Raw genomic sequence first — 22,416 nt, forward strand, 5'->3', positions numbered from 1 at the left:
AAGGCTGACAAAAGTGATGGGGAACACTGTGCAGTGACGGGATACAAATGTTATAATAGAGCCTGTTTAGCGTAAACTGATAACTTGAAGGCAACGAGAGTAAAAAGCGGAGGGACATGTTATATGGGCAAATTGGTCATTTGCGATCATCCTTTGATTCAACACAAAGTGACATTAATTCGTGACAAGAGCACGAATACGAAAGATTTCCGGGAACTGGTGGACGAAGTGGCAACCTTGATGGCGTATGAGATTACGCGCGAGCTGCCGCTGCAGACCGTCACGGTGGAGACGCCGGTAGCGGAGACAGAAAGCAAAATCATTGCAGGGCGGATGCTCGGTATCATCCCGATTCTTCGTGCGGGGTTAGGCATGGTGGAAGGCATCGTCAAGCTGATTCCCGGCGCCAAAATTGGACATGTCGGTTTGTTCCGCGACCCGGAAACCTTGAAACCAGTAGAATACTATACCAAGCTGCCTAAGGATGTTCACGAGCGCGCGCTTATCGTCATTGATCCGATGCTCGCAACAGGCGGCTCGGCCATTGCTGCAATCGATGTGCTGAAGAAACGCGATTGCACACAGATTAAGTTGGCATGCCTAATCGCCGCGCCAGAAGGTGTCAAGGCAGTGCAGGAGGCGCATCCGGATGTGGATATTTACCTTGCCGCATTGGACGAGCGTCTGGATGATCACGGTTATATCGTGCCTGGATTGGGCGACGCAGGGGATCGTCTGTTCGGCACGAAATAACAATACGTTTAGACTACGGAGGATTAGAAGATGTCCAAAGTGAAAGTAATGACGGTGTTCGGTGTGCGTCCAGAAGCGATTAAGATGGCGCCGCTCATCCTGGAATTGCAGAAACATCCGGAACAAATCGAGTCCATCGTGTGCGTCACGGGCCAACATCGTCAGATGTTGGACCAGGTGCTCGATGTATTCAGCATCAAGCCTGATTACGACTTGAACATCATGCAGGCGAGCCAGACGCTGAATGACATCTCGATTCGGGTGCTGCAAGGATTAGAGCCGGTACTGCAGGAGGCGAAGCCGGATATCGTGCTTGTGCACGGAGATACGCTTACAACCTTCTTGGCTAGTTATGCGGCATTTTTGCAGCAGATCCAAGTTGGACATGTCGAGGCCGGATTGCGCACATGGAATAAATTGTCGCCGTATCCGGAAGAAATGAACCGGCAATTGACCGGAGTATTGGCAGACCTGCATTTCGCGCCTACCGATTGGTCGGCAAATAACTTGAGACACGAAAACAAGAAAGATTCATCGATATTTGTCACAGGCAACACGGTAACAGATGTGTTTCAATATACAGTACGATCCGATTACACGCATGAAGTGCTCGATTGGGCACAGGGCAAGCGGCTCGTGTTGATGACGGCTCACCGCCGTGAATCGCAGGGAGAACCGCACCGCAATATATTCCGCGCCGTGCGCCGCATAGCGGACGAGTTCGATGATATCGCCATCGTGTATCCGGTCCATCTTAGTCCGGCAGTTCGTGAACCGGCCTATGAGATGTTGGGGGATCACCCGCGCATTAAGCTGATTGACCCGTTTGATGTGGTGGACTTTCATAATTTTTATCCTCATACGCATCTCATACTTACCGATTCGGGCGGTCTCCAGGAGGAAGCACCGTCATTTGGCATACCGGTACTCGTCCTTCGTGAAACTACCGAACGACCGGAAGGCATCGATGCAGGCACTTTAGAATTGGTCGGTACCGAAGAGGAGATGGTATACACACGTACAAAGGCATTATTGACGGATGAATCAACTTATGCACGGATGAGCAAAGCCGCCAATCCCTACGGGGATGGCAAAGCATCCCAACGAATTGTCAGTGCGATTCTTCACAATTTTGGCATGCAGGCGGAGCGTCCGGAAGAATTTCACACAACGTTCACAAATTGATTCAGTGCTGTCTTCTAGAGCATAACGTTCCAGCATACAGTGACACTGTACGGTTTACGCGGTTTTTTGCAGCTTGGGAAACGAAAATACATCGTTTTCATCCTTATAAATACAGGGTTTTTATGAATTGACAAAATCTCGTATTGTTAAGTAAAATGAATGGGAATTATAGCCTATGAAGACCACTAAACGCAATGATAACCTGTGGCTGGTCGCTCTCAGTATTGGTGGAGCCGGCGTTATGCTTGCCATATATATTCTCATTGGATTTTTCGTGGGGAAGTGGTTAGCTCATGCATTGGACGGACCTAAGCTTTGGCTTGCCGTAGGTGCGATATCCGGGATGTGTCTCGGTATCGCGAACATCGTCTACTTTGTTAGAAAGTTCATGGGGGAACAAGATGAATGATATGACTTCCATTGTCAATGCCGTTACCAGAGTGACGTTCATCCTGTTGTCGGTGTTCCTTCTCGTATGGGCTTTTGCACCGGAATACCGGCCAATAGCTGCAGGCTTGACGCTGGGCACGGCTATAGGCTTGATCAACGTTCGATATTTGTCGATGAAGGTCCGGCAACTTGTCGACCTTGCCGTAAGCGCGGAGAGGAAGCGGTACAATTTTGGAATGGTTACGAGAATGTGTATTGCATTCTTGGCCGTCATGATCGCAGCGAAATTGGGTCATGTGAAAATATCGCTACCGTCAACCATAGTCGGATTGTTCATCGCGCAGCTATTGACCATTCCTGTGAGTATTTTTTTTGGAATAAGACAAAATAAGTAACTTTATTTTGGAAAGGGGTGAACACATTACATGCATTCAGCACCGATTATTCAACTTGGGGGCTTAAACATCGACTTATCGGCAGTATTCATGCTGCTAGTGAGCATGATCGTCGTATTCGTGCTTTGCCGCTTGGCCGTGCGCAACTTATCGGTCGAAAATCCTTCCAAATTGCAAAATTTTATGGAATGGGTTGTCGAATTCGTGCAAGGTATTGTCGGCAGTGCCATGGATCTTAAGAAGGGTAAGCCTTACATTTCTTTAGGGTTGACGCTCATCTTGTTTATCTTTGTATCCAATCTGCTCGGTTTGCCGTTTGCCATCATGACTGAAACGCATCATCCGGTATCGATTTTCGGTCAAGAAATCGTGACGACAAGTCAGGTTGCACTCGACAAATTGGCTGCGGAGGGAAAAGACCCGCATATCGAATTGCTATGGTGGAAATCACCGACAGCGGATATTAACATTACGTTCGGTCTTGCCATTATCGTCTTTGTCCTGATGAACTACTTAGGTTTGAAACATAACCGGAAGCATTACTTGAAACATTATGTGGAGCCATACTGGTTCTTCCTGCCTCTGAACATTATTGAGAATTTGGCCAAGCCAATCGCTTTGGCGATTCGTTTGTTCGCGAATATTTTCGCGGGTGAAGTGCTCATTTCCACCATTATTAAGGCGGGAGTATTCGGGGTTCCATTTCTCGCAGCGTGGCAAGGATTCAGTATTTTCATTGGCGCATTGCAAGCCTTTATCTTCACTATTTTGACAATGGTGTATATTGCGCAAACGACGATACACGAAGAGTATTGACAAACTCTGCCCGAACCCTTTCCCGTTACGGGTTACTTCGGATGAGATATATAAACAAAGCACTAAAATAATAAACAGATTCGAGGAGGATTTTCTAATGGAAATGTTAGCAGCAGCAATTGCAGTAGGTTTAGGCGCTTTGGGCGCAGGTCTTGGTAATGGTATGATCGTCAGCCGTACGGTAGAATCGATTGCTCGTCAACCAGAAGCACGCGGTCCATTGCAGACGACAATGTTTATCGGGGTCGGTATCGTAGAGGTTGTTCCGCTCGCGGCTACAGTTATCGCATTCTTGATCCTTTTCTCTTAATGATGATTATAAACACGGTTTGGCGGGGAAGGCCGATGCCATCCGCGCCTTCGTTTTGTTAATCCACTTCATGCTTAACGGAAAGGAGTGACTGTAGTGAGCTTAGTTTGGGAAAATATGGTTTTTTCAATTATTGCTTTTTTAATTCTCTATCTATTACTGAGAAAATATGCTTTTGGGCCTCTGTTCGACGTCATGGAAAAACGCCGGGCATTGGTGCAGCAGCAAATGGATGAAGCGGCTAACAGCCGTACGCAAGCACAAACGTTTGTGGAAGAACAGAAGCAAGCTCTTGCTACAGCGCGCAAGGAAGCGTACGACATTATCGAGCAAGCGAGACAGACCAGCGCGCGACAAGCAGACGATATACTTTCTGGCGCGAAAGAAGAATCGGTTCGCTTGAAAGAAGAAGCGGCCCGTGATATCGAGAGCGAGAAGAACAAGGCGGTGGCTGCGCTTCGCAACGAAGTAAGCAGCATGTCCGTTGCGATTGCTTCCAAAATCTTGGAGAAACAAGTGGATGAGAAGGAGCAAGAGCAATTGGTTGGCCAATACCTGAAAGAGGTAGGGGACAAACAATGAGCCAAGAAATCGGAGTTGCAAAGCGTTACGCCAGAGCGCTGTTCGAGCTTGCCGAGGAGCGCAAGACTGTCTCGGAAACCGAACAGCAACTGAAAGATGTGGCGACAGTGGTATCCGACAACGAGAAGCTGTATATCTTGTTGACATCGCCGAATGTTGTGTTGGCAGACAAAATCGGGGTGCTGGACATTGCGCTCAAAGATCAAGTCTCCGACATTGTATACAATACGCTGCAGCTGCTTATCGAGCGCGGCCGCATCAGTATTTTGCATGAGGTGGTCAACAGTTATATTCGCATTGCGGGTGAAGCGATCGGGCTGTTGGATGCTTATGTGACGACGGCTTATCCGTTGAATGATGCGGAGAAGCAAGCAGTTGCCGCAGAGTTCGGTCACAAGCTGGGCAAGACCATCCGCATTCATAACGTGGTCGATGCATCCATCATTGGCGGCATGCTCGTCCGCATTGGGGATCGTCTGTATGATGGCAGCTTGTCCGGCAAGTTGGATCGCATGAACAAAACATTGAAATCTCAAGCACGGTAGTTTTCATATATAGCACGGTAGAATGGGGTGAAGCGAATTGAGCATTAGACCTGATGAAATCAGCACGCTGATTAAAAGTCAAATCGAGAAGTACAAATCGGAAATCGAAGTGGCAGAAGTCGGCACTGTCATTAATGTCGGTGACGGTATTGCTCGCGTGCACGGATTAGAGCAATGTATGTCCGGGGAACTGCTCGAATTCTCCAATGGCGTTATGGGGATGGCACTCAACCTGGAAGAGAACAACGTAGGTATCGTTATTCTTGGACCATATACAGATATTCGCGAAGGAGACCAAGTGAAGCGCACAGGTCGCATCATGGAGGTTCCTGTCGGCGAAGCGATGCTAGGCCGTGTCGTAAATCCGCTCGGTCATCCGGTCGACGGGAAAGGACCAATCGCGACAACAGAATTCCGTCCGGTAGAAGCGAATGCGCCGGGCGTTATCGACCGGAAATCGGTTCATGAGCCGATGCAAACTGGTATTAAAGCGATTGACTCGATGGTTCCAATCGGACGAGGTCAGCGCGAGCTGATTATCGGCGACCGTCAAACAGGTAAGACGACGATCGCGATTGATACGATCATTAACCAAAAAGGCAACGGCGTAAAATGTATTTACGTTGCAATTGGACAAAAGCAATCCACAGTTGCGCAAGTCGTGGAGACATTGCGCCGCCACGGTGCGCTTGAATATACAATCGTCGTAACGGCATCTGCTTCCGAGCCAGCTCCACTTCTGTTCTTGGCTCCATACGCAGGCTGTGCGATGGGTGAATATTTCATGTACAAAGGCGAGCATGTGCTTGTCGTTTACGATGACTTGTCGAAGCAAGCCGCGGCATACCGCGAACTGTCCTTGCTCCTTCGCCGTCCTCCAGGACGTGAGGCGTATCCAGGGGATGTCTTCTATTTGCATTCCCGTTTGTTGGAGCGCGCTGCGAAGCTTAGCGACGAGAACGGTGGCGGTTCTTTGACCGCATTGCCTTTCATCGAGACACAAGCGAACGACGTATCCGCTTATATCCCGACCAACGTAATTTCCATAACAGACGGACAGATTTTCTTGGAGTCTGACTTGTTCTATTCGGGTCAACGTCCTGCGGTTAACGTAGGTATTTCCGTATCCCGCGTAGGGGGAGCGGCGCAAATCAAAGCGATGAAGAAGGTCGCTGGTACGTTGAAGCTCGATCTTGCGCAATATCGCGAGCTGCAAGCATTCTCCCAGTTCGGTTCTGATCTGGACAAATCGACGTTATCCCGCTTGAACCGCGGTGATCGTCTGATGGAGATCTTGAAGCAGGGTGTTAACCAACCGTTGCCGGTTGAGAAGCAGGTTGTCAGCATTTACGTGGCAACGAGAGGGCATCTAGACGAAATTCCGGTGAAAGATGTCCGCCGCTTCGAAAATGAATTCCATGCATTCCTTGAATCCAATCACGAGGCTATTTTCCAATCGATTCGCGACACGAAAGATTTGTCGAAAGAGAATGAAGAAGCATTGGTAAATGCCGTGACGAAGTTTAAGAAAAGCTTTGCCGTTTCGGTTTAATATACAGAATTATATGTAGCCGGGCCGCGCTGCGGCGCTCCGGCAGGCATGCTGAAGAAGTCCGCTTTGCCCCGCGCAAAGTGCCAAAGGCAGGTGAAACGTAAGTGGCTATAGGAATGCTTGATATTAAACGCCAGATTAAGAGTGTACAGAGCACGAAGCAAATCACGAAGGCGATGGAGATGGTTGCTGCAGCGAAGCTGCGCCGCGCACAGGAGAAAGCGCAAGCGGCTCGTCCTTATGCGGAAAAGCTTAAAGAAGTAGTGTCCAGCATTGCGGCAGGCACCCAAGGCATTCAGCATCCGATGCTCGAGAAGCGTCCGGTCAAGAAGACGGGATACCTTGTCATCACTTCAGACCGGGGATTAAAGGGCGGTTACAATGCCAACGTACTCCGCAAAGTGTCACAAACGATCAAGGAACGCCATCAGTCCAATGATGAGTTTGCGCTATTTGTCATCGGACGCAAAGGGCGGGATTATTTCCGCCGCAGAGGGATGCCGATTGTGGAAGACGTAACGGAATTGCCGGACTCGCCAACGTTTGCCGACATTAAGTCGATTGCATACAAGGCGGTTAAGTTTTTTGAGGAAGAGCAGTACGATGAATTGAACTTGTTCTACAATCAATTCATTAACGCGATCACACAAACGCCGGTTGAGAAGCGCCTTTTGCCGCTAGATGATAACACATTCAGCGGAGGAACAGCTTCTTACGAGTATGAACCATCTCCGGAGAGCGTGTTGGAGCAGCTATTGCCGAAATATGCGGAAACGATCATTTACAGCGCACTGCTGGATGCGAAAGCAAGTGAATTCGGTGCGCAAATGACGGCAATGGGCAGTGCGACGAAAAATGCGACGAAGATGATTAATTCGCTGACATTGACATACAACCGTGCGCGCCAAGCGGCGATTACGCAAGAGATTTCGGAGATTGTAGCTGGAGCGAACGCTCAAGCATAACGGGATAGCGCAAGCTTTTCAGTAGGAGGGAACGAGATGAATAAAGGACGCGTTATTAGCGTTACGGGTCCGGTTATCGACGTTGAGTTCGAACGTGGACAACTGCCTGAGATTTTGAACGCGATCAAGATTGAACAGAAATCGACGACTCCTGGCGCACCTGACATCAACTTGACGTTGGAAACATCGGTTCACTTGGGTGACAACGTAGTTCGCTGCGTTGCGATGTCTTCGACAGACGGTCTGGTGCGTGGCATGGAAGCAACAGATATGGGTTCGCCAATTACCGTTCCTGTGGGCTCTGTTACACTGGGACGCGTATTTAACGTACTCGGCAATACGATTGACAATGCAGGCGATGTTAGCCGTGAGATGGTCAGTCCGATTCATAAACCGGCTCCTGGCTTCGATGAATTGTCCACGCAGGCGGAAATTTTGGAGACAGGCATCAAAGTTATCGACTTGCTTGCTCCGTATGCGAAGGGCGGTAAAATCGGCCTCTTCGGCGGTGCGGGCGTAGGGAAGACGGTAACGATTCAAGAGCTTATCAACAACATCGCACAAGAGCATGGCGGTATCTCCGTATTCGCTGGTGTAGGCGAGCGTACACGTGAAGGTAACGACTTGTATTATGAGATGAGAGAATCCGGCGTTATCAACAAGACGGCGATGGTGTTCGGTCAGATGAACGAACCGCCTGGAGCGCGTCTGCGCGTGGCCCTGACTGGTTTGACAATGGCGGAATATTTCCGTGATGAAGAAGGCAAGGACGTGCTTCTCTTTATCGACAACATTTTCCGCTTCACGCAAGCGGGTTCCGAAGTATCCGCGCTTCTCGGCCGCATGCCTTCTGCGGTAGGTTATCAGCCTACGCTGGCTACGGAAATGGGTCAATTGCAAGAGCGGATTACATCGACGAAGAAAGGTTCCGTTACGTCGATTCAAGCGATCTACGTTCCTGCGGATGACTATACTGACCCGGCTCCTGCAACAACGTTTGCTCACTTGGACGCGACGACGAACTTGGATCGGAAAATTTCCGAGATGGGTATCTTCCCGGCTGTTGATCCGTTGTCCTCTTCTTCCCGTATTTTGACTCCAGAAGTCGTGGGCGAAGAACACTACGATGTTGCACAAGGCGTGAAGAAGATTTTGCAGCGCTATAAAGAGCTGCAGGACATTATCGCTATTCTCGGTATGGATGAATTGTCAGAGGAAGACAAGCTGACAGTTGCACGTGCCCGTAAAATCCAACGTTTCTTGTCCCAACCGTTCCACGTGGCAGAGGCGTTCACGAACATTAAAGGGAAGTACGTACCGGTTAAAGAAACGGTGCGCAGCTTCAAAGAAATTCTGGATGGCAAGTACGATGACCTTCCGGAAGCAGCTTTCTTGTTTGTCGGCACAATCGAAGAAGCTGTGGAGAAAGCAAAGACGCTGTAAGCGGCTTGACGTGAAACGGGCTGCCTAAGCTAATGCGGCAGGCAGAACGGAAGGAGGAAACCGCAGTTGAGCACCTATTTGTTGGAAATTGTTACACCGGAGCGCAAAGTGTTCGAACAGCAGGTGGACATGATTAGCGTCAAGGGCGTCGAAGGTGAGCTAGGTATTTTGGCGAATCATATTCCTTTGGTCACTCCGCTTCAAATTGGTCCGATGAAGATCAAAGAAGGTGGCAGAGAGCATTGGATTGCGGTTCACGGTGGATTTGTCGAAGTGCGCAAAGACAAAGTCGTCGTGCTTGCGGAAAGCGCTGAATTACCGGATGATATCGACGTTGAACGCGCGAAAGCAGCGAAAGCCCGGGCGGAGCAGCGCCTGGCGATAGCTCAACGGAGCAAGCAAGATTCCGTCGATTTCCGTCGTGCGGAATTATCGCTCCATCGTGCCGTGACGCGGATTAAAGTATCGCAAAGACAATGGTAAAATGCCTTTGGCATTAGTAAGGGATTGTCCCGCAAGCAGAAGCTCTGCTGCGGGTACAGTCCCTTTTTTGTTAAGCATGGAATCATTCTGAACATGGATTAACACGTAGCGCAAAGAACCGGGTGAGTCATGTCGTGTACGGAGCCCACCTGGTTCTTGTCTGTAGTTACCCGTTTATCTTGTCTTGAGTTGGAGCGCATTGTGCAGCATGACGGCTGCTTCTGCACGTGTTGCCCGGTGGAGAGGCTTTAGCTTTCGGTCTTCATAGCCGCCGAGCACGCCGTAGGCAATGGCAGTGTATACATCTTGTTCGGCCCATCCGGACAGCAAATACGTATCTGTATACCGTTTGTACGGTTCAGCCAATGATCGCTTGGGCAAATGCGAAGCTTGGACTAGCATAACCGCCATCTGTTCGCGTGTAATCCAATCATTCGAGCCATACGTATTCTCATCATAGCCTTGTACGATACCGTACGATTGTGCCGTCGCGATAGCGTCCTTGGCCCAATGCTTGGCTGTATCTGAGTAGACGCGACCGGCACGCGGCTTCAGCTTGTATGCGCCAACGATCATTTGCGCGAATTCGGCTCGTGTTACCCGGCGATTCGGCCGGAACGTTCCATCCTCATAGCCGCTCATCGCGTGGTCGGCGATGAGCTGTGCGATCGTGCTCTCAGCCCAGTGTCCGCGAATGTCCCTTAGCGGTTCATTGGCGGCGATCGGAGGAGTGTACGGTCCGATTCCTCCCCCTGGCAGTGCAGGGTTCGCTACATCTGCGATGAAGTAGCGTCGCCCGTACATATCGAATTGAGATACAGCGTTGAACTTGCCCTGCAAGAGCGGCTCGGTGAGTTGAATAGACTGATCTTCCCACGTGTAATCATTTTCCCACAACGGAATGACCAGCACCGCTTCTTCATCCTTGAGCTGTGCCTTGAAGCGATTCGGCTGAACAGCTACAGTCTTATTGCGCAGCTGAGCTGAGCCTGTCAGCACGTCCACGCTTCCGGTAACTGCATGAAGAATCGTACCCGGGATATCGCTGCTCTGGTAAAATCCTTCCCAATGCGCACCATTGCGGGTTCCGCCAGCAGGAAGCACGAGCAGTGGCTTCTTCGCATCTTCGTAGCCGCTGATGAACAGGCTCATGCGTTCCGACACCATTTGGTTCAGTCTATTCGTCAGCTCCTTGGCCTCGCCTGCGATCTCTGTCGGCAACGACTGCCATTCAGCGGACTGGGACGACAAGAGCGTTCTTACGGGCTCGGTGCCGTTATAGGCTGCTTCCCGCCAATCGATTCCGGCCTCATCCGCCAACAACGCTGCCCACAGTGTGACAGCACGGCTTTCTTCCTCAAGGAAGGTTAACGCGGACGGCTTCCATTGTGCAGCTTCCGCACGCAGGGAACGTCTCCATGACGCCACATCGCTGGCATCAGGATGAGCAGCTGCGTACAGAGCATAGTGACTGACGTACCCTGCCGTTCCTTCGCGGATCTCTTCGTTTATGCGTGCACGTGAATCGTCAGCGGCGTATTGATGATACGTATCCCACCAATATTTTGCTTCCTGCAGACGATTCTTACGGTAAGTCTCATCCAATACGGCGCTGGTCAACCGATCGATAAGTGCCAACCGGTATTCGCGCGGCTTTTCACTCAGCGGGTATCGTGTTGCGCGTCGTTTGCCTTCACGAGGGAAGCCCAACGTAAACACCAGCTGCTCTGTAGCAAGCCGGAAGGCTCGTTCCGCTTCCGATTCCGCGATGGGTCCTTGCAGGCGGCTATCCGCCTTCCGGACGATTACGGCATGGCTGCCTTGCCATGTTCGCACGCTCACTTGCCCGTAGTCGGGCAATGGCAGAGCGGCTTGACGATCGCTCCCCGCCAGCAGCCGGACGCTTTTCGCTTCGATGGCGTAGACCTGATCGCCATCCGCGTAGAGGAGTACCACATCGGACCATGGAACATACGGCCAGACGTTGTTCAGCTGCGGCCAGGCCGCGGCGCGAAGCGACTGCAGCAGATCAGGTACAGAAGCATCAGCAGCTTCGTTGACATGAAATCGCCGGGGGGCTTGTTCCTCGCCGGTAATTGATTCGGAATGCGGCTTCGGCTGCGGGGAAGACGTCGAGCACCCATTAAGTGCGGAAACGAAAGTGAGGAGGAGACAGGTAACCCAGATTGCCCACCGATTGAGCTTCCTTCTTCCGTTCGTGTTATGTGCATCCAATTACGCCACTCCTTTGTCATAAATACATCCATTCAGCGCATCTATTGCATTTAGTGTGAAGTAGAAACGAAAAACTTATGCGATCGGACAGAAGAGATGCTTACGGCGGGGGAGCAAACCTAGCAATATATAAGTTGGACTAAATTGTTTTTCGCAGTCGAAGTAAGCCCCATTGGAGAATATACAGTAAACTGTACGGATTGGGAGGCTAAACGGCATATGGACTGTATTTACGTGTTGTTTTCATAGCACAAAATCTAATGTAGATAGTAACATCGAACACAAACAATTATCGGCATATAGAAAAAAACGGGGAGACAAGCGTACGCGTGCCTCTCCGGTTCTAAACGGTCTCCATATGTTGTATTAAGGGAATTAAGAATTGATGGCCTTAAGAATTAATGGATTTAAAAGTTAACGACTTCAAAAATTAATAATATCAAGGTTTAAGCACAACCTCAGCTTCGACCTTTTTCATATGCATTTGATAGAACGCATCCCCGATCGTTTGCGGATCAAACGGTGTATTCTGCTGAACGAACCCGCATACCGTTAATGTGCCGGCATACAGTCCGTATCCTTTGAACTCCTCGTGCAGACTGAGCGCTAGACTGCGCAGCGCGGATTTGCCGATGCCGAGCGATGCCAATGCCGCCGTCGGATGCAAAGCCTGTCCGCCACCGGTAAGCAGCAGGGAGCCCGTTCCGCGTGCTTTCATACCGGGAAGTACGCATTGAGCGGCCGTTAACGCCCCTATCACGTTCACTTTAAAATCCTCGGTCACTTGTCCGGGCACCACTTCGGAAGGAAGCCCGGGTGTGTGAGCAGAAGCGTTGTACACGAGCACATCAGGTGTGCCCCATTCTGTGTCCAAGTGTGCTAACGTTTCCCGTAGCGCCTGCTCGTCTCCCGTATGGGCAACCGCACCGGCGGCTTCTATATTCATGTCGCGTAAAATATCCTGCATTTGCGAAAGCGTCTGTGCCTCGCGTGTAATAAGCATGGGACGGTATCCCCGTTGTCCGAACGACTTTGCAATGCCGAGTCCGATACCGCATCCTGCGCCGACGATCCAAATCATCGGTTGTGTCATTTCATTCAACCCCTTGTTGTTAGTCCAATGTATAAGAGGTTGTTCAAAAGGTCCCCTTCTGTGAACTTTTTGAACACGCACTATTAAGTATTGTAAACCGAAGAGACAGGTAAGTTCAAAATCATTTTTCATATTTCCGACAATTGGATAAAGTATCAACTATAACTGCTATGTCCGATGGATTCAATCGAACTTGATGCGCAGGAAGCCATTCGGGAGCGTGTCAAAATATTGAAAAATATTGCTTGACGGTGATGGGAGAAGCTTTTATAATGAAGACAGTTAATATTGATAATCATTCTCAAATGGATGATGGTCATATTAAACAACAGTGTCGAAATCCCTTCTTCTTGGTTATTTTGTTTTGCAGTAGGTTCGTTAATTGTAGGTAGTTTCCTCATCCTCCGTGAGCTGTGGTACGTCCGCAGCTCCTTTTTTTTGTGAAATGCTTTGTGTTGTCACAAAATGTTCAATTAGAACATTTTATACGGTTTGTGTAAAAATATCCCTTTTGATCACGATGATTATCTGATAGCATTTCGACATCGAATCTTGCATTCCCCCTTCAAGTCCAGTGCTCATGTAGTCTCGCCAATGCTCGGCTCCTCCTTCTTCAGCTTCTTGCAACCCTCTCGGTGCTGAAAAGTGTACTTTTTGCACATGCACTTCTAGTCGCTGATACATGTGAATAGTTATATATTGAATAAACCATGTCATTCCCGAAAAAAGAGGTAAAAGGTGGCAGGAATTGCATAGACGGGGTTGGTAGGTTTTGTTATAATTGTGGCGGGTTTATTACAAATTGCACAGTTTTCTTGCAAAATGTTAGCTGCTGCGACGGAGGGGATGTCTTTGGAGTACATCAATAATTACGTCATTGTGGCCATTTTTGTCGGGCTGGGTATTTTCCTGCCGGTTGCCGCACTGACGGCTGGCCGATTATTGCGACCGAAGAAGCCTACAGAAATGAAGCAGACGACTTATGAAAGCGGTAACGATCCGGTCGGTGTCGGACAAGTCCGGTTTAACATCCGGTACTACTTGTTTGCGCTTATGTTTGTCATTTTCGATGTGGAAACCGTTTTCTTGTACCCGTGGGCGGTCGCGTATAATCAATTGGGATTGTTTGCGCTCGTCGAGATGTTGATTTTCGTTGGATTGCTGTTAGTCGGATTAATTTATGCCTGGAAAAAGAAGGTGCTTCAATGGAACTCTCATTAGAGTCAATCACGCCGGAGGAACGGCAAGAGTTAGACCGCAACGTGTTTTTTGGCACGTTGGAGCAGTTGAAGGCATGGGCGCGCAGCAATTCACTATGGCCCTTAACGTTCGGGCTTGCATGCTGCGCCATCGAAATGATGGGGACCGGAGCATCCCATTACGATCTGGACCGCTTTGGCGTTATTTTCCGGACGTCCCCCCGTCAGTCGGACTGTATGATTGTGGCGGGAACCGTCACGAAGAAGATGGGGCCGCTCTTAAGGCGACTGTATGATCAGATGCCAGAACCGAAGTGGGTTATTGCCATGGGCTCTTGCGCCACTGCGGGCGGGCCTTACGTCAAATCCTATGCGGTCATTAAGGGTGTAGACCAGATTGTGCCCGTCGATATTTATATTCCGGGCTGTCCGCCGAATCCCGCCGCGCTGATTTATGGCATTAACAAGCTGCAAGAGAAGATCCGCTATGAGGCGAAGACCGGGAAGCGGGTGACCAACTCATGAGTGAAGAACAAAAGGATAAGGAAACGAAACTAGAGAGAACGAACAACGTGTCAGAACCACAATCAGAAGAATCGGTAAAGCCGGATACTGAGGTGCCAACAGATACGGCTGCAGAAGCCGAGACGGGGAGCTCCCCAACGGCGAATGCACCTGCGTCCACGGGGGCAGACAAGCCGAAGCGGGCGCCGCTCACTGAAGAGGAGAAGGCGGCTCGCGTGCAAGCAGCAGCCGAAGCGCGCGCTGCTCGTGCGAAAGCCGCTGCCGAAGGCGGCGAAGGAAGCGCAGAAGCACCCGCCGACAAGCCTGCGCGTACCCGCGATAAGGCGGAGGGCGACGCGGCAGGCGAGGAGAAGCCGGAGCGGCCGGCACGCGCACCGCGCGCCAAGGCGAATGAAGAGCCGCCGAAGCCGAAGGAACCGTCGCCGAAGCAGCCCCTTCTTGACCGGCTGGTCGCCATGCTGAGGGCGGACGTGGCTGAGGATGCGGTGGAGGATGCTGTCATCAACTATGAGAACGATCATTTGCCCACTGTGACGATTAAAAATGAGCATTGGCTATCCTGCGCGCATCAGCTGCGCGGTCATTTGGAATGGTCATGCGAGTATTTACGCAACCTGTCCGGCGTGGATCAGGAAACGCATCTCGAGGTTGTTTACCATATGATTAATTTATCGACGAAGGCAGAAGTCGCGGTTCACGTCAAGGTTGATCGCGAAGCGCCGACGGTCGCCTCGGTCACGCCAATCTGGCCGACGGCGGATTGGAACGAGCGTGAAGCTTATGATTTGCTCGGCATTCAGTTTACGGGACATCCCGATTTGCGCCGCATCATGATGCCGGATGATTGGGTAGGACACCCGCTGCGCAAAGATTACGAGTCGTTGGATTCGGAGGTGTAACCACCCGTGATTCGCACAGAAGAATTGCTTTTGAACGTCGGACCGCAGCACCCTAGCACGCATGGAGTATTCCGTATCGTCGTCAAGCTGGACGGTGAGGTTATCACTGAAGCCACTCCGGTAATGGGTTACTTGCACCGGGGAACGGAGAAGCTGGCCGAGAGTCTGAGTTATACGCAAATTATTCCTTATACGGACCGGATGGATTATGTGTCCGCCATGACTAACAACTACGTGCTCGTGCATGCAGTTGAGAAAATGATGAGCATTGAAATTCCGGAACGAGCTGAATTTCTGCGTCTTATCGTGATGGAACTGCAGCGTGTTGCAAGCCATTTAGTATGGTGGGGGACATATTTGCTTGATATAGGGGCGATGAGTCCGTTCCTGTACGCATTCCGTGACCGGGAAATTATTATCGATTTATTTAACGAGCTGTGCGGAGCGCGTCTCACCTACAATTACATGCGGGTTGGCGGCGTCAAATGGGATGCCCCTCCGGGATGGATTGACAAGGTGCGTGAATTCCTCCCGTATATGAGGAAGCGGTTGAACGAGTACGACAAGCTAGTCAGCGGCAATGAGATTTTTCTCGCCCGCATCAAAGGGGTAGGCGCTTATGATGCCGAGACAGCCATCGCATATGGCCTTAGTGGGGCCAACCTGCGCTGTACGGGCGTGAATTGGGACTTGCGTAAGGATGAGCCATACAGCTTGTATGACCGGTTTGAATTCGATGTGCCGCTCGGCGTGAACGGAGACTGCTATGATCGTTATCTAATTCGTATGGAGGAGTTACGGCAGAGCCTGCGTATTTTGGAGCAAGCATTGGAGCAGTTCCCGAGCGAAGGAGAGACGATGGGCAAAGTGCCGCGTGTCATTCGGCCGCCGGCCGGAGAAATGTACGCACGGATTGAATCTCCGCGCGGTGAGATTGGATGCTATATTATTTCTAAAGGGAAAGCGGAGCCGTACCGCTTGAAGTTCCGCCGTCCATCTTTTGTCAATTTGCAGATCCTGCCGAAGCTGCTCGTTGGTGAGACGATGACGAACCTCATTACCATATTGGGCGGGGTCGATATCGTCGTTGGGGAGGTGGATTGCTAATGGACGAACTACTGAAGCAGACACTTACGTGGCAGAACGGATTTATTTTTCTCGGATGGGGAGTTGTGTTTCTCTTCGTCGTTCTTGGCTTCGTCACCTATGCAATTTACTTCGAACGCAAAGTTATCGGCTGGATGCAGCTTCGTCACGGACCTACACGCGTCGGACCGTTCGGACTGCTGCAGACGGTTGCCGATATTTTTAAGCTTTTGCTTAAAGAAGATACTATTCCTCGCAAAGCAGACAGAGCGCTGTTCATCTTGGCTCCAGTCATCACTTACGTTCCGGCGTTTGCCGTGTTAGCGACGCTCCCATATAGTGCAAACCTGGGGTTTGCCGATTTAAATGTAGGACTGTTATACTATGCGGCATTGTCCAGCATTTCAACTATTGGTATCATTTTAGGTGGTTGGGCTTCGAACAACAAATATTCTCTTTTGGGGGGAATGCGCTCTGCAGCGCAGATGGTAAGCTATGAAATTCCGCTTGTCATTTCCGTCGTCGGCGTAATTATGTTGAACGGATCGCTCAGCTTGCGTACTATTGTAGAAGGGCAAGGAAACTACTTCTGGGAGTGGAACTTTCTCCCGCAAATTATCGGCTTCGTCGTCTTTATTATTGCCGGGGTGTCCGAACTGAACCGCACCCCGTTCGACTTGCCGGAAGCGGAGTCAGAGCTCGTGGCAGGCTATCACGTCGAGTACAGCGGCTTCCGCTTCGCCTTTTTCATGCTGTCGGAATACGTGTATGTGTTCGCGCTGTCGGCACTTACGACCGTATTGTTCCTTGGCGGCTGGCATCCACCGCTTCCGTTTCTCGATTTCATCCCGGGGCTGTTGTGGTTCGTGCTAAAATTCTCGTTCTGCGTCTTCTTCCTTTTTTGGCTGCGTGCGACGATGCCGCGTATTCGCGTGGATCAATTGATGAGCTTCGGGTGGAAGGTGCTGCTGCCGCTTGCCCTAATCAACGTATTTTTGACGGCAGTATACATCGAAATTTTCAACAAATAGTTCATGTTCAAAAAATCTCATTTTCAGCAGCGAGAGTGAATGCGGGATTCGATGCCGAATCGTGATCAAAAGGGGATTTTTTGAACAACCTCAAAAAGGCTAGGGGTGAAATCCGTGAAGGGATTGATAAAAGGTCTTGGCGTCACATGGAAGGCGATGACATCAAAAAAAGTCACCTATAAGTACCCGGATGTGCCTCTGCAAATGCCCGACCGGTTTCGCGGGATTCAACATTTCGACCCGGACAAGTGCATCGTGTGCAACCTTTGTGCGAAAATCTGTCCTACCGATTGCATTACGCTGACGGGCAAGCCGAATCCGGACCCGGAGAAAAAAGGAAAAGTGATCGATACGTACGATATCAACTTTGAGATTTGCATTCTGTGCGATCTGTGCACGGAAGTATGTCCGACCGAAGCGATTGTCATGACGAACAATTTCGAACTTTCGACCTACAGCCGGGATGATCTGTTCAAAAATATGGATTGGCTGAACGACAACAACGAACTGATCAGGCAAGAAAACAATTCCGCCATGCCAAAAGGGGGCGCGAAGAAAAATGTTTAACTTCTCCATTGAATGGACGGGGGAAACGGTTGCCTTCTTCGTGCTGTCCATTTGCATTATCTCTGGTGCCGTCTTGATGCTGAACTTTACGAAAGTGGTGCATATGGTCGTTTCGCTGGCGTTCGCTTTTCTGGGGCTCGCCGGCATGTATGTGCTGCTCGACGCGGAGTTCGTTGCTTTCGTGCAAGTGCTTGTGTACACGGGGGCGATCACCATCTTAATGATATTCGGCATCATGATGACCCGGCACGACAAGCAGGATGAACAACTCGTGCGTCCGTGGAAGGAAGGGTTGGCCGCAATTGGCTGTCTGGCCCTGTTCGGAGTTCTCTTTTTTTCCATACGAAGCGCCGAATTTCCTGTGCACGACAAGGTGTCGTTGGCAGAGGACAATACACTGAATCTTGGGAAGCAAATTTTTACGGAACATGTCATCCCGTTCGAGCTGCTGTCCGTTCTGCTTACGGTGTCCTTCATTGGGGCTATCGTCATCGCGAAAAAGGAGGCGGACTAAGATGAGCACGATGTTGGCTTCTTACTTGACCCTCGCCGCTATCTTATTCTGTATCGGCCTGTTCGGAGTATTGACGAAACGCAACGCCGTTATCGTGCTCCTATCGATCGAGCTGATGCTGAATGCAGCCAATTTGAATTTAATCGCATTTTCTAAATACGGTGTAGTGCCAAGCTTAAAGGGGCAAATCTTCTCGCTCTTTACGATTGCTATCGCGGCTGCGGAAGCGGCTATCGGCATTGCCATTCTGATCGCGTTGTACCGGAACCGCGGGACGGCCAACGTGGACGAATTTGACGACTTGAAGAGATAATCGGTAGGGAGGATACGACAATGGAATCCGTCTTTTCGCAGTACGCTTGGGCCATTCCGGTCATTCCGCTGCTCGCGTTCCTCGTGCTGACGGCATTCGGCCGCCAGATGAAAGACGTGGCCGTCGCGATCGGCGTCTTCAGCTCGTTCGCCGCGTTTGCACTTTCCGTCCTTGTTTTGTGGGAACGGGTACAGGGATCACCGGATGACTATACCCGAAGCTTCGAATGGCTGGGCTTTGGGGCTATTCGTCTGGAATTCGGATTTGACGTGACGAATTTGAATGCGTTGATGCTCGTTATCGTCACGCTTGTGAGCACGTTAGTTAACATTTATTCCAAAGGGTATATGCAAGGGGACGAGCGGCTGACGGTGTTCTACGCCTATATCGCCCTGTTTACTTGCTCGATGCTCGGACTCGTGCTGTCGCCGAATATGCTGCAGCTCTACATATTTTGGGAGCTGGTCGGCGTATGCTCATTTTTGCTCGTCGGCTTCTGGTATGAACGGCCGGCGGCGCGTGCGGCGGCTAAAAAGGCTTTTATCATAACGCGCATCGGTGATGTGGGGCTCTTGATTGCGATCCTGCTTCTGTTCTGGCACATGCCGAACCATGCGCTCGACTTCTCGATGATCAGCAACGTGTTCGCCAGTGCCGACTCGCTTACGCAGCATGGCATTTCAGCGGGCATCGCCACCTGGATTGCCTCGCTGATCTTCATAGGCGCAGTCGGGAAATCAGGTCAATTCCCGCTGCATACGTGGCTGCCGGATGCGATGGAAGGTCCGACACCGATATCGGCATTAATTCATGCCGCGACGATGGTTGCCGCCGGCGTATATCTCGTGGCGCGCACCTTCGATATCTTCCACGTGTCGCCGACGGCGATGACGATCGTCGCGAGCATAGGCGGTTTTACCGCCATTTTTGCGGCCACGATCGCTATCGCGCAGCGCGACATGAAGCGTATCCTGGCTTACTCGACCATCAGCCAGCTTGGCTACATGATGCTGGCGCTCGGACTTGGCGCGGTAACCGCCGGGGTGTTCCACCTGTTCACGCATGCTTTCTTTAAAGCTCTGCTGTTCCTGGGCGCAGGCAGTGTCATACACGCGGTACATACACAGGATATATTCCAAATGGGCGGGCTTGGCCGCCGGATGAAAGTTACAACATGGACATTTGCCATCGGAGCATTGGCGTTATCGGGCATACCGCCGCTATCCGGCTTCTGGTCCAAGGATTCCATCTTATCGGCAGCGTGGGAGCACAATAAGCTGTTGTTCGTCGTCGGTGCAATCGCCGCATTTTTTACTGCATTTTATATGGCGCGGCTGTTCTTCCTTGTCTTTACCGGTCAGCCGTCGAATGAATCCGATGCGTCCAAGGCGCACGAGTCGCCTTCATCTATGACGGTGCCGCTTATCATTTTAAGCGTGTTGGCCGTGGTTTCCGGATTTGTGTACACGCCGTGGACCGGTTCCTTCGGTACTTGGTTGACGGGGGAAGAAGCAGGGGAGCATGCCAACGCTATCGTTATGGTCGTCTCCGTTCTGGTAGGCGTGCTTGGAATTGGCATAGGGTATATGATATATGGCCCTGGCCGCAGTCGCCGTGATGGACTCCAAGACTCGGCTGGTCCAGTATATCGTCTGCTTGCAAATAAATATTACATCGATGAGCTGTATCAAATTGTGTTTGTCCGTTCCTTGCAGGGTATAGGCCAAGTGCTGAAGGCCATCGACAAGTGGGTCATCGACGGTCTTGTTCGTCTGGTGGCTAGAATAATGGTTGGAATCGGCAAGACCTCGACCCGTCTGCAGAACGGTCAGATGCAAACGTACGGTTTGGTATCGCTGTTCGGATTTGTAGGTTTGGTTGTGCTTGTATTGGCGCTCGGAAGGAGGTTCTGGTAAATGTGGAGTGAACTTTCATCTTGGCCGATATTGACGCTGCTCACCTTCTCTCCGCTGCTCGGGGTTCTTATTTTATTGCTCGTCCCAAAAGGGCGCGTGCGAGCCATCCAAATCGTGGGCATTGGAACGACAATTTTGCCGCTGCTCCTTGCGCTCGTTATTTATGGCGGTTATGACATGCTGGAACAGGGTAAGGCGCTTACGGAGCAGTCATCATGGATTTCAATACCGCTCAACATCGAATTAATGAGAGGCATTCAATCCTGGACATTTGATATACAGTACCATTTATCGATTGACGGCTTATCGTTGCCGCTCGTCGTTATGACTACCATCGTGGCATCCATGGCAGCCTTTGCTTCACTTTACCTGAAGAAGCGTTGGAAGACCTATTTCATTCTGTTCCTCCTGCTTGAAGTTGGGATGCTCGGTGTCTTTATGGCGCGGGATTTGTTCTTATTCTTTATGTTTTTCGAATGGACGCTCGTTCCGACGTATTTCCTTATCGGCATATGGGGCTTCATGCACCGCGAGAAGGCGGCGAACCGCTTCCTCGTCTACAACGGTCTCGGTTCCGCACTTCTGTTGGTCGCTTTTGTCATCTTGACGGTAACCGCTGGCTTCGGTCCGAATCCAGCAGTGAGCGATGGCAGCCAGTATATATACAGTGGCAACCTGAACGTCATTATGCAGAATTTGGGCAACCCAGAGGCATTTGTGAACATGGCGGTCGAAGGCAACACGTTCTATCTTACGGAAGGGATGCGCACATTGGTGTTCGTCCTGCTGCTCGTCGCGTTCGGAATTAAGCTGCCGCTCTTCCCGTTTCATACGTGGATGCTGCGTGTTCATGCCGAGGCGCCTGCTCCGGTCGTCATGCTTCACTCCGGCGTGCTCTTGAAAATGGGCGCCTATGGTCTCATTCAGTTCGGTACGGCGCTTCTGCCGCAGCAGACGGCGTCATGGGCGACCGTCATTGCCGCCCTTGGCGTAATTAACATCCTGTATGGCGCGATACTGGCCTTCGTGCAAAAGGAATTCCGGCTTGTGCTTGCTTATTCCAGCATCAGCCATATGGGCTTCGTGCTGCTCGGCATCTCGGCGATGAACGATATCGGTCTGCAAGGAGCAGTCGTGCAGATGGTGTCGCATGGATTCATCTCGGCGCTCTTCTTCCTGCTAGTAGGCAGCCTCTTGGAACGCACGGGCACGACGCGAATCGATGAATTGGGCGGCTTGGCGAAGAGCATGCCGTTTATATGCGGCATCCTGCTGCTTGCGGGGCTCGCTTCGCTCGGCTTGCCGGGCCTATCCGGATTCGTGGCCGAACTTCTATCGTTGCTTGGATTGTTCGGAACGATGAAGTGGGCAGCCGTGCTCGGCGCCATAGGAATTATTTTGAGCGCGGTCTATGTTCTGCGCGGGGTGCTGGCCATCTCGTACGGTCCGCTGAACGAACGGTATACAGCTTTAAAGGACGCCAGACTCGTGGAAGCAATGCCGATTATGGTATTAACCGCGTGCATTGTCTTAATCGGCCTATTCCCGTACTTTGTGACGGCTCCGATTGAGACTGGTGTGGAACACATCATTGAATTATTCAAGGTGAGGGGGTAGGC

General features: G+C 50.8%; 24 protein-coding genes. 22 read left to right on the plus strand and 2 right to left on the minus strand.

Annotation, left to right across the window (positions count from 1 at the left end; all coding sequences use genetic code 11):
* The first annotated feature begins 123 nt into the window (after nucleotides 1-123).
* The 12 genes from upp to A372_RS0130110 all read left to right on the plus strand — a co-directional run bounded on the left by upp (nucleotide 124) and on the right by A372_RS0130110 (nucleotide 9,419).
* Nucleotides 124-753 carry a uracil phosphoribosyltransferase gene (upp, locus tag A372_RS0130055; protein ID WP_019424652.1) on the plus strand — a complete coding sequence of 210 codons (630 nt, stop codon included), beginning with the start codon at nucleotides 124-126 and terminating at the stop codon, nucleotides 751-753.
* Between the two features lie 30 nt (nucleotides 754-783).
* Nucleotides 784-1,938, plus strand: coding sequence for a non-hydrolyzing UDP-N-acetylglucosamine 2-epimerase (gene wecB / locus A372_RS0130060; RefSeq protein WP_019424653.1), 1,155 nt, complete (start codon nucleotides 784-786; stop codon nucleotides 1,936-1,938).
* 175 nt (nucleotides 1,939-2,113) lie between these two features.
* Nucleotides 2,114-2,347 carry an AtpZ/AtpI family protein gene (locus A372_RS0130065; protein ID WP_019424654.1) on the plus strand — a complete coding sequence of 78 codons (234 nt, stop codon included), beginning with the start codon at nucleotides 2,114-2,116 and terminating at the stop codon, nucleotides 2,345-2,347.
* Nucleotides 2,340-2,723 (plus strand): ATP synthase subunit I, encoded by a 384-nt coding sequence (locus A372_RS0130070; RefSeq protein ID WP_019424655.1) that lies wholly within the window; start codon nucleotides 2,340-2,342, stop codon nucleotides 2,721-2,723. Before A372_RS0130065 ends, A372_RS0130070 begins: the two co-directional genes overlap by 8 nt.
* A 30-nt stretch (nucleotides 2,724-2,753) precedes the next feature.
* A complete protein-coding gene (gene atpB / locus A372_RS0130075) occupies nucleotides 2,754-3,539 on the plus strand; it encodes a F0F1 ATP synthase subunit A (protein WP_019424656.1) in 786 nt (261 codons plus the stop codon).
* Nucleotides 3,540-3,636: 97 nt separating this feature from the next.
* Nucleotides 3,637-3,849 carry a F0F1 ATP synthase subunit C gene (gene atpE, locus A372_RS0130080; RefSeq protein WP_019424657.1) on the plus strand — a complete coding sequence of 71 codons (213 nt, stop codon included), beginning with the start codon at nucleotides 3,637-3,639 and terminating at the stop codon, nucleotides 3,847-3,849.
* Nucleotides 3,850-3,945: 96 nt separating this feature from the next.
* Nucleotides 3,946-4,431 (plus strand): F0F1 ATP synthase subunit B, encoded by a 486-nt coding sequence (atpF, locus tag A372_RS0130085; RefSeq protein WP_019424658.1) that lies wholly within the window; start codon nucleotides 3,946-3,948, stop codon nucleotides 4,429-4,431.
* Nucleotides 4,428-4,976: a F0F1 ATP synthase subunit delta gene (locus A372_RS0130090; protein ID WP_019424659.1), complete on the plus strand. Its 549-nt coding sequence runs from the start codon at nucleotides 4,428-4,430 to the stop codon at nucleotides 4,974-4,976. Before atpF ends, A372_RS0130090 begins: the two co-directional genes overlap by 4 nt.
* A gap of 37 nt (nucleotides 4,977-5,013) precedes the next feature.
* Entirely contained in the window at nucleotides 5,014-6,528 is a 1,515-nt protein-coding gene (gene atpA / locus A372_RS0130095; protein ID WP_019424660.1) for a F0F1 ATP synthase subunit alpha, read from the plus strand.
* Between the two features lie 104 nt (nucleotides 6,529-6,632).
* Entirely contained in the window at nucleotides 6,633-7,493 is an 861-nt protein-coding gene (atpG, locus tag A372_RS0130100) for an ATP synthase F1 subunit gamma (protein WP_026011382.1), read from the plus strand.
* A gap of 36 nt (nucleotides 7,494-7,529) precedes the next feature.
* Nucleotides 7,530-8,936, plus strand: coding sequence for a F0F1 ATP synthase subunit beta (atpD, locus tag A372_RS0130105; protein WP_019424662.1), 1,407 nt, complete (start codon nucleotides 7,530-7,532; stop codon nucleotides 8,934-8,936).
* A 66-nt stretch (nucleotides 8,937-9,002) separates the two neighbouring features.
* On the plus strand, nucleotides 9,003-9,419 hold the full coding sequence (locus A372_RS0130110; RefSeq protein WP_019424663.1) for a F0F1 ATP synthase subunit epsilon: 417 nt from the start codon (nucleotides 9,003-9,005) through the stop codon (nucleotides 9,417-9,419).
* Nucleotides 9,420-9,593: 174 nt separating this feature from the next.
* Here A372_RS0130110 and A372_RS0130115 read toward each other — a convergent pair whose 3' ends face one another.
* Both A372_RS0130115 and A372_RS0130120 read right to left on the minus strand, forming a co-directional pair.
* The gene (locus tag A372_RS0130115) at nucleotides 9,594-11,654 is read right to left on the minus strand and encodes an S-layer homology domain-containing protein (protein WP_019424664.1); all 2,061 of its coding nucleotides are present in this window, start codon (nucleotides 11,652-11,654) and stop codon (nucleotides 9,594-9,596) included.
* Nucleotides 11,655-12,093: 439 nt separating this feature from the next.
* Entirely contained in the window at nucleotides 12,094-12,747 is a 654-nt protein-coding gene (locus tag A372_RS0130120; RefSeq protein ID WP_019424665.1) for an SDR family NAD(P)-dependent oxidoreductase, read from the minus strand.
* An 846-nt stretch (nucleotides 12,748-13,593) separates the two neighbouring features.
* Between A372_RS0130120 and A372_RS0130125 the strand changes: the two genes are divergently transcribed.
* The 10 genes from A372_RS0130125 to A372_RS0130170 all read left to right on the plus strand — a co-directional run bounded on the left by A372_RS0130125 (nucleotide 13,594) and on the right by A372_RS0130170 (nucleotide 22,414).
* Nucleotides 13,594-13,968, plus strand: coding sequence for an NADH-quinone oxidoreductase subunit A (locus tag A372_RS0130125; RefSeq protein WP_036705696.1), 375 nt, complete (start codon nucleotides 13,594-13,596; stop codon nucleotides 13,966-13,968).
* A complete protein-coding gene (locus A372_RS0130130) occupies nucleotides 13,953-14,471 on the plus strand; it encodes a NuoB/complex I 20 kDa subunit family protein (protein WP_019424668.1) in 519 nt (172 codons plus the stop codon). Before A372_RS0130125 ends, A372_RS0130130 begins: the two co-directional genes overlap by 16 nt.
* Entirely contained in the window at nucleotides 14,468-15,370 is a 903-nt protein-coding gene (locus A372_RS35075) for an NADH-quinone oxidoreductase subunit C (protein ID WP_019424669.1), read from the plus strand. Before A372_RS0130130 ends, A372_RS35075 begins: the two co-directional genes overlap by 4 nt.
* 6 nt (nucleotides 15,371-15,376) lie before the next feature.
* A complete protein-coding gene (locus A372_RS0130140) occupies nucleotides 15,377-16,477 on the plus strand; it encodes an NADH-quinone oxidoreductase subunit D (protein ID WP_019424670.1) in 1,101 nt (366 codons plus the stop codon).
* Nucleotides 16,477-17,487: an NADH-quinone oxidoreductase subunit NuoH gene (gene nuoH / locus A372_RS0130145; RefSeq protein WP_019424671.1), complete on the plus strand. Its 1,011-nt coding sequence runs from the start codon at nucleotides 16,477-16,479 to the stop codon at nucleotides 17,485-17,487. The genes A372_RS0130140 and nuoH overlap by 1 nt, the downstream gene beginning before the upstream one ends.
* 114 nt (nucleotides 17,488-17,601) lie before the next feature.
* A complete protein-coding gene (gene nuoI / locus A372_RS0130150; RefSeq protein ID WP_019424672.1) occupies nucleotides 17,602-18,054 on the plus strand; it encodes an NADH-quinone oxidoreductase subunit NuoI in 453 nt (150 codons plus the stop codon).
* Complete coding sequence (locus A372_RS0130155; protein WP_019424673.1) at nucleotides 18,047-18,568, plus strand: NADH-quinone oxidoreductase subunit J; 522 nt, start codon at nucleotides 18,047-18,049, stop codon at nucleotides 18,566-18,568. The genes nuoI and A372_RS0130155 overlap by 8 nt, the downstream gene beginning before the upstream one ends.
* 1 nt (nucleotide 18,569) lies before the next feature.
* Complete coding sequence (nuoK, locus tag A372_RS0130160; protein ID WP_019424674.1) at nucleotides 18,570-18,881, plus strand: NADH-quinone oxidoreductase subunit NuoK; 312 nt, start codon at nucleotides 18,570-18,572, stop codon at nucleotides 18,879-18,881.
* A gap of 20 nt (nucleotides 18,882-18,901) precedes the next feature.
* Nucleotides 18,902-20,797, plus strand: coding sequence for an NADH-quinone oxidoreductase subunit L (gene nuoL / locus A372_RS0130165; protein WP_019424675.1), 1,896 nt, complete (start codon nucleotides 18,902-18,904; stop codon nucleotides 20,795-20,797).
* Entirely contained in the window at nucleotides 20,798-22,414 is a 1,617-nt protein-coding gene (locus A372_RS0130170; protein WP_019424676.1) for a complex I subunit 4 family protein, read from the plus strand.
* The last annotated feature ends 2 nt before the right edge of the window (nucleotides 22,415-22,416 follow it).

It is taken from the genome of Paenibacillus sp. OSY-SE (assembly GCF_000283315.1).
In the GTDB taxonomy this organism is placed as follows: Bacteria; Bacillota; Bacilli; order Paenibacillales; family Paenibacillaceae; genus Paenibacillus_B; species Paenibacillus_B profundus.

What these genes read in the sequence shown, in the direction of transcription:
- A372_RS0130170 (WP_019424676.1), top strand. Translation starts at nt 20,798, where the DNA reads ATGTGGAGTGAACTTTCATCTTGGCCGATATTGACGCTGCTCACCTTC.
- atpD (WP_019424662.1), top strand. Translation starts at nt 7,530, where the DNA reads ATGAATAAAGGACGCGTTATTAGCGTTACGGGTCCGGTTATCGACGTT.
- A372_RS0130125 (WP_036705696.1), top strand. Translation starts at nt 13,594, where the DNA reads ATGTCTTTGGAGTACATCAATAATTACGTCATTGTGGCCATTTTTGTC.
- wecB (WP_019424653.1), top strand. Translation starts at nt 784, where the DNA reads ATGTCCAAAGTGAAAGTAATGACGGTGTTCGGTGTGCGTCCAGAAGCG.
- A372_RS0130070 (WP_019424655.1), top strand. Translation starts at nt 2,340, where the DNA reads ATGAATGATATGACTTCCATTGTCAATGCCGTTACCAGAGTGACGTTC.
- atpE (WP_019424657.1), top strand. Translation starts at nt 3,637, where the DNA reads ATGGAAATGTTAGCAGCAGCAATTGCAGTAGGTTTAGGCGCTTTGGGC.
- nuoK (WP_019424674.1), top strand. Translation starts at nt 18,570, where the DNA reads ATGAGCACGATGTTGGCTTCTTACTTGACCCTCGCCGCTATCTTATTC.
- nuoL (WP_019424675.1), top strand. Translation starts at nt 18,902, where the DNA reads ATGGAATCCGTCTTTTCGCAGTACGCTTGGGCCATTCCGGTCATTCCG.
- A372_RS0130120 (WP_019424665.1), bottom strand. Translation starts at nt 12,747, where the DNA reads ATGACACAACCGATGATTTGGATCGTCGGCGCAGGATGCGGTATCGGA.
- A372_RS0130155 (WP_019424673.1), top strand. Translation starts at nt 18,047, where the DNA reads ATGTTTAACTTCTCCATTGAATGGACGGGGGAAACGGTTGCCTTCTTC.
- A372_RS0130065 (WP_019424654.1), top strand. Translation starts at nt 2,114, where the DNA reads ATGAAGACCACTAAACGCAATGATAACCTGTGGCTGGTCGCTCTCAGT.
- nuoH (WP_019424671.1), top strand. Translation starts at nt 16,477, where the DNA reads ATGGACGAACTACTGAAGCAGACACTTACGTGGCAGAACGGATTTATT.
- atpB (WP_019424656.1), top strand. Translation starts at nt 2,754, where the DNA reads ATGCATTCAGCACCGATTATTCAACTTGGGGGCTTAAACATCGACTTA.
- A372_RS35075 (WP_019424669.1), top strand. Translation starts at nt 14,468, where the DNA reads ATGAGTGAAGAACAAAAGGATAAGGAAACGAAACTAGAGAGAACGAAC.
- A372_RS0130090 (WP_019424659.1), top strand. Translation starts at nt 4,428, where the DNA reads ATGAGCCAAGAAATCGGAGTTGCAAAGCGTTACGCCAGAGCGCTGTTC.
- upp (WP_019424652.1), top strand. Translation starts at nt 124, where the DNA reads ATGGGCAAATTGGTCATTTGCGATCATCCTTTGATTCAACACAAAGTG.
- A372_RS0130130 (WP_019424668.1), top strand. Translation starts at nt 13,953, where the DNA reads ATGGAACTCTCATTAGAGTCAATCACGCCGGAGGAACGGCAAGAGTTA.